This window comes from Rathayibacter sp. SD072, assembly GCF_017355185.1.
Taxonomy (GTDB): domain Bacteria; phylum Actinomycetota; class Actinomycetes; order Actinomycetales; family Microbacteriaceae; genus Rathayibacter.
Genome location: NZ_JADILJ010000088.1, coordinates 1 through 5,250 on the forward strand (window position 1 = coordinate 1; position 5,250 = coordinate 5,250).

Sequence of the window (5,250 nt, forward strand, 5' to 3'; positions counted from 1 at the left end):
CCGCCGTCGCACGCTTCGATCGCGAGGAGGCCGGGATCCTCCGCCACCTCGCCGGCGAGATGCTGGAGCTCCTGGACCGCAGTGCCGACGACGAGCAGGCGCGGAGCGATCCGGCGCTCGCCCGGCTGCTCCCCGACGCCTACCGCGACGACGCCGAGGCCGCGGCCGAGTTCCGCCGCTTCACCGCTCCCGACCTCGCCGGCCGCAAGATGGACGACGCGCGGGCGGTGACCGCGGCGCTCGACGCGGGGGACGACTCCGCTCACCGCGGCGTCTTCGCAGGGCTGGGCGAGGTCTCGGTGCGCCTCGAGGAGCCGCAGGCGCTCTCGTGGATGCGCGCGCTCACCGACATGAGGCTGGCGCTCGCCGCACGACTCGGCATCCTCGACTCCGACGACGGCCTCGAGCCCGCCGACGAGAACGCGGCCGCCATCCGCAGCGTCTACGACTGGCTCGGCGCCGTGCAGGACGGCCTCGTCCGCGCGGTCGACGTGTAGCCGCTCCGCCAGGGCCCGGTGACCACGATCCCGCGTCAGGCCGTGCCGGCGACGGCGCTCTCGCGTCCACCAGCCCGCTAGTCGTTCTAGGGAATCCACAGCTGTGGACAACCCTGTGGAGAACTGTGGACAAGGCTGGGGAGAATCCCGATCCGGATTCCGCAGAACCGCGGCGCGCCTGTGCAAGGGGCTGTGGAGACCTGTGGAAACGCGTACCGTCCACCCTGTGAATACACCGAGTGGCAACCAGGCCAAGCAGGCAGCGGACGACGCGCAGGACTCGACGGCGGTGCGCACGCTGGCCCGGTTCGGCTACGCGGCGAACGGGCTCGTGCACATCCTGATCGGAGTGATCGCCCTCGGGGTCGCCCAGGGCGGCGGCGGCTCGGCGGACCAGTCGGGCGCGCTCGGCGCGCTCTCGTCGACTCCGGGCGGAACCGTCGTGCTCTGGGTCTGCACGATCGGGCTCTTCGGCCTGGCGCTGTGGGGGATCCTCGAGGCGTTCCTCGTCGTCAAGGGCGACACCGAGCTGAAGAAGTGGGGCAGCAGGCTCAAGGAGGCCGCGAAGGCCGTCGTCTACGCCGCGCTCGGGGTCACCGCGCTCCGCTTCGCGATGGGGGACGGGTCCAACTCGTCGGAGTCCTCGAAGAGCGCGAGCGCGCAGGTCCTGGCGGCTCCGGGTGGCGTGGTGCTGCTCGTGCTGGTCGGCGTGGCCGTCCTCGCGGTCGGCGGCGTCTTCGTCTACCGGGGCGTGTCGAAGAAGTTCCTCGAGAACATCGCGGAGCCCGGCGGCACGGCCGGCACCGTCGTCACCTGGCTCGGCATCGTCGGCTACACCGCCAAGGGCATCGTGCTGGGCGCGCTGGGCGTGCTGCTGATCGTCGCGGCCGTCAGGCACGACCCGGAGCAGGCCGGCGGACTCGACGAGGCGCTGAAGTCGCTGACCGAGCTGCCGTTCGGAGTCCTCCTGCTCGGCTTCGTCGCCCTCGGACTCATCGCCTACGGCGTGTACTGCTTCGCGCGGGCACGCTGGCCGCGCCTCTGAACCGGTCCTACTCGTCAACCGCCTCCCGCGCAACTGGTGACACGGTCATCGTCGCGGTGACACGCTGAGCCTGTGAGTGCAGGGACCGACGACGCGGTCGCGACCGGGGTCTACTCGGTCGGGATCTCGGCCGCGCGCCTGCTGCGCTCCGCCGCCACCGGCGACCGGACCGCGTTCGCCGAGCTGTTCGACCGCTTCAGTGGTCTCTTCTCGGCCTCGGTCGCCGCCGTCCACTCCGACCCGACGACGCGCGACCGGCTCTGCACCGAGGCCTTCGCCGAGGTCTGGCGGCGCTCGCCCGAAGGAGCCCGCTCCGAGACGCCGGTGCTCTGGCTGCTCGAGGTGCTCTGCGAGACCCTCGGATCCTCGCGGGCGCTCACTCGGCGCCCGCTCGGCGAGGGCCTGCTCGCGCTCGCCTGCCCCGACCGGGAGCTGCTGCTCCTGGCCGTCGCGGGGCGATACTCCCAGGCCGAGATCGCGGCGCTCACCGGAGTCGGCGAGCCCGCTCTGCGCAGGATGCTGCGGGACGCCCTCTCGTCCCTCCGCGAGCTCGACGACGGTCGTCGCACCGCCTGAGGCCCTTCGGGAATACACCGCCCCGCGGTAAAGTTGAGTCAATCGAACTCAACTCTCGATCATCAGGAGGACACCCCAGATGCAGGCCGGTCGCACGCCCCAGCAGGACGAGCAGCAGTCCGCCCTCGAGCAGTACGGAGTCGACCTCACCGCGATCGCTGCGAGCGGCAAGCTCGATCCGGTGATCGGCCGCGACGCCGAGATCCGCCGCGTCAGCCAGGTGCTGACCCGGCGCACCAAGAACAACCCCGTGCTCATCGGCGAGCCCGGCGTCGGCAAGACCGCCGTCGTCGAGGGCCTCGCCCAGCGCATCGTCGCCGGCGACGTCGCCGACAGCCTCAAGGGCAAGCGCCTCGTCAGCCTCGACCTGTCCGCCCTCATCGCGGGCGCCAAGTACCGCGGCGAGTTCGAGGAGCGGCTGAAGGCGGTCCTGAAGGAGATCAACGACTCCGACGGCCGCATCATCACGTTCATCGACGAGCTGCACACGCTCATGGGCGCGGGAGGCGGCGACGGCTCGGTCGCGGCCGCCAACATGCTCAAGCCCATGCTCGCGCGCGGCGAGCTGCGGATGATCGGCGCCACGACCCTCGACGAGTACCGCGAGTACATCGAGAAGGACGCCGCACTCGAGCGCCGCTTCCAGCAGGTGTTCGTCGGCGAGCCGAGCGTCGAGGACACGGTCGCGATCCTCCGCGGCCTGAAGGAGCGCTACGAGGCGCACCACAAGGTCGCCATCGCCGACTCCGCCCTGGTCGCCGCCGCCTCGCTCTCGAGCCGCTACATCACGGCGCGCCAGCTGCCGGACAAGGCCATCGACCTCATCGACGAGGCCGCGTCGCGGCTGCGGATGGAGATCGACTCCGCTCCCGTCGAGATCGACGAGCTGCGCCGCTCCGTCGACCGGCTGAAGCTCGAGGAGCTCGCGCTGAAGAAGGAGAAGGACGAGGCCTCGAAGGCGCGGCTCGAGAAGCTGCGCGAGGATCTCGCGCGGCGCGGCGCCCAGCTCGAGGAGCTGCAGAAGCGGTGGGAGCGCGAGCGCGCCTCCCTCAACCGCGTCGGCGACCTCAAGAACAAGCTCGACGCCCTGCGGATCGAGGCCGAGCGCGCCCAGCGCGAGGGCCGGCTCGAGCGCGCCTCGCGGCTGCTCTACGGCGACATCCCCGTGATCGAGCGCGACCTCGCCGCCGCCGAGAAGGAGGAGGAGCCGGCCGAGGGCCGCATGGTCAACGAGCAGGTCACCTCCGACGACATCGCCGCGGTGATCGCCGCCTGGACGGGGATCCCCGTCGGCCGCCTGATGCAGGGCGAGACCGAGAAGCTGCTGCACCTCGAGCGCGAGCTGCACCGCCGCCTGATCGGGCAGGAGCAGGCCGTGTCGGCCGTGTCGGACGCGGTGCGCCGCACCCGCGCGGGCATCTCGGACCCCGACCGGCCCACGGGGTCGTTCCTCTTCCTCGGCCCGACCGGTGTCGGCAAGACCGAGCTCGCGAAGGCGCTCGCCGATCACCTCTTCGACGACGAGAAGGCGCTGGTGCGCATCGACATGTCGGAGTACGGCGAGAAGTTCGCCGTCTCGCGCCTGGTCGGCGCCCCTCCCGGCTACATCGGCTACGAGCAGGGCGGCCAGCTGACGGAGGCGGTGCGGCGGCGCCCGTACTCGGTGGTGCTGCTCGACGAGATCGAGAAGGCGCACCCCGAGGTCTTCGACGTGCTGCTGCAGGTCCTCGACGACGGCCGCCTCACCGACGGGCAGGGGCGGACGGTCGACTTCCGCAACACGATCCTGATCCTCACCTCGAACCTCGGCTCGCAGTACCTCGTCGATCCGACGCTGTCGATCGAGCAGAAGGAGGAGGCTGTGCAGCAGATGGTGCGCCAGGCCTTCAAGCCCGAGTTCGTGAACCGCCTCGACGACATCGTGATCTTCCGGACGCTGGACGAGACCGAGCTGGGCGAGATCGTGTCGCTGTACGTCGACCGGCTCTCGCGCCGGCTGTCGGAGCGACGGCTCGACCTGGCCGTCACGCCCAGCGCCCGCGGGTGGCTGGCCGAGCGCGGCTACGACCCGCAGTACGGCGCCCGGCCGCTGCGCCGACTGATGCAGCACGAGATCGACGACCAGCTCGCGACCGCTCTGCTGGACGGCTCGATCCGCGATGGCGACGTGGTGCTGGTCGACGTCTCGGACGACGGCGAGGGCCTCGTGGTGAGCGCCGGGCTGCCGGCTGCGGCGTAGGGCGGCTCCACTCCGCGGAAGTCGTCGTACTCGAGTTCGAGTACGACGATTTCTGCGGACTCGAACGCGCGGCTGCCGGCGGAGGCTCCTCCACAGAGGGGAGGGGCCGCGAAGTCGTCCACAGCGTCGGGGGAGCGGCCCTCGCGGCCCCGGCCGCACCGGTACCGTCGCCGCCGTGTCCCTCCCTCCACCGGCTCCGCGCATGGCCGACCTCGCTCCGGAGCAGCGTCCGCGCGAGCGCCTGCGCGCGCACGGCCCGGCGTCCCTCACCGACGCCGAGACCCTGGCCGTCCTGATCGGCAACGGCGTCCGCGGCGCCAATGCGACCGTCGTCGCCCAGCAGCTGCTCGCTCGGTTCGGCGGCATCGACGCGGTCGCGCGGGCCGGAGTCGTCGACCTCGCCCGCCAGCGCGGCATCGGCGAGGTCGCGGCGTGCCGCATCGTCGCGTCCTTCGAGCTGCGCCGGCGGATGAACCGGGCGCACCGGGCGCCGCGCGTCACCACTCCCGCCGAGCTCGCCGCTCTCGTGGGCCCCCTGCTGAGCGCGCGGCCCGACGAGACCGTGCTCGCCGTCGCGCTCGACGCCTCCGGGGCGGTGCGCGACGTCCTCGCCCTGGCCGACGGAGGCGCCTCCCACGCCGATCTCCCTGTGCCCGCGGTCCTGGCCGAGGTCCTCTCTCGCGGAGCCGCCGGCGTCGCACTCGCGCACAGCCACTCCGGCGACGCGACCGTGCTCCCCTCCGACCGCGCCGCCACCCGCGTGCTCGCCGACGGGGCCCGAGCGTGCGGCCTCGGGTTCCTGGCGCACGTGATCGTCGGGCGCGACGGCTGGGCGGAGGCCCCGCCCTGACGAGCGGGGCGGCTGCGCCTCGGCGCCTCTCCTCCATGCCCCG

The 5,250-nt window shown here is 72.3% G+C and carries 5 protein-coding genes; all 5 read left to right on the plus strand.

What is annotated here, in order from left to right:
* Nucleotides 1–497: DUF2017 family protein (locus tag IOC53_RS18360; RefSeq protein ID WP_207408027.1), on the plus strand; the 497-nt coding region annotated here is incomplete at its 5' end.
* 226 nt (nt 498–723) lie between these two features.
* The gene (locus IOC53_RS18365) at nt 724–1,542 is read left to right on the plus strand and encodes a DUF1206 domain-containing protein (RefSeq protein ID WP_207408028.1); all 819 of its coding nucleotides are present in this window, start codon (nt 724–726) and stop codon (nt 1,540–1,542) included.
* Nucleotides 1,543–1,614: 72 nt separating this feature from the next.
* Nucleotides 1,615–2,118 carry an RNA polymerase sigma factor gene (locus IOC53_RS18370; protein WP_207408029.1) on the plus strand — a complete coding sequence of 168 codons (504 nt, stop codon included), beginning with the start codon at nt 1,615–1,617 and terminating at the stop codon, nt 2,116–2,118.
* A gap of 79 nt (nt 2,119–2,197) precedes the next feature.
* Nucleotides 2,198–4,357, plus strand: coding sequence for an ATP-dependent Clp protease ATP-binding subunit (locus IOC53_RS18375; RefSeq protein ID WP_207408030.1), 2,160 nt, complete (start codon nt 2,198–2,200; stop codon nt 4,355–4,357).
* A gap of 175 nt (nt 4,358–4,532) precedes the next feature.
* The gene (locus tag IOC53_RS19590; protein ID WP_207408031.1) at nt 4,533–5,207 is read left to right on the plus strand and encodes a RadC family protein; all 675 of its coding nucleotides are present in this window, start codon (nt 4,533–4,535) and stop codon (nt 5,205–5,207) included.
* Nucleotides 5,208–5,250 lie beyond the last annotated feature (43 nt).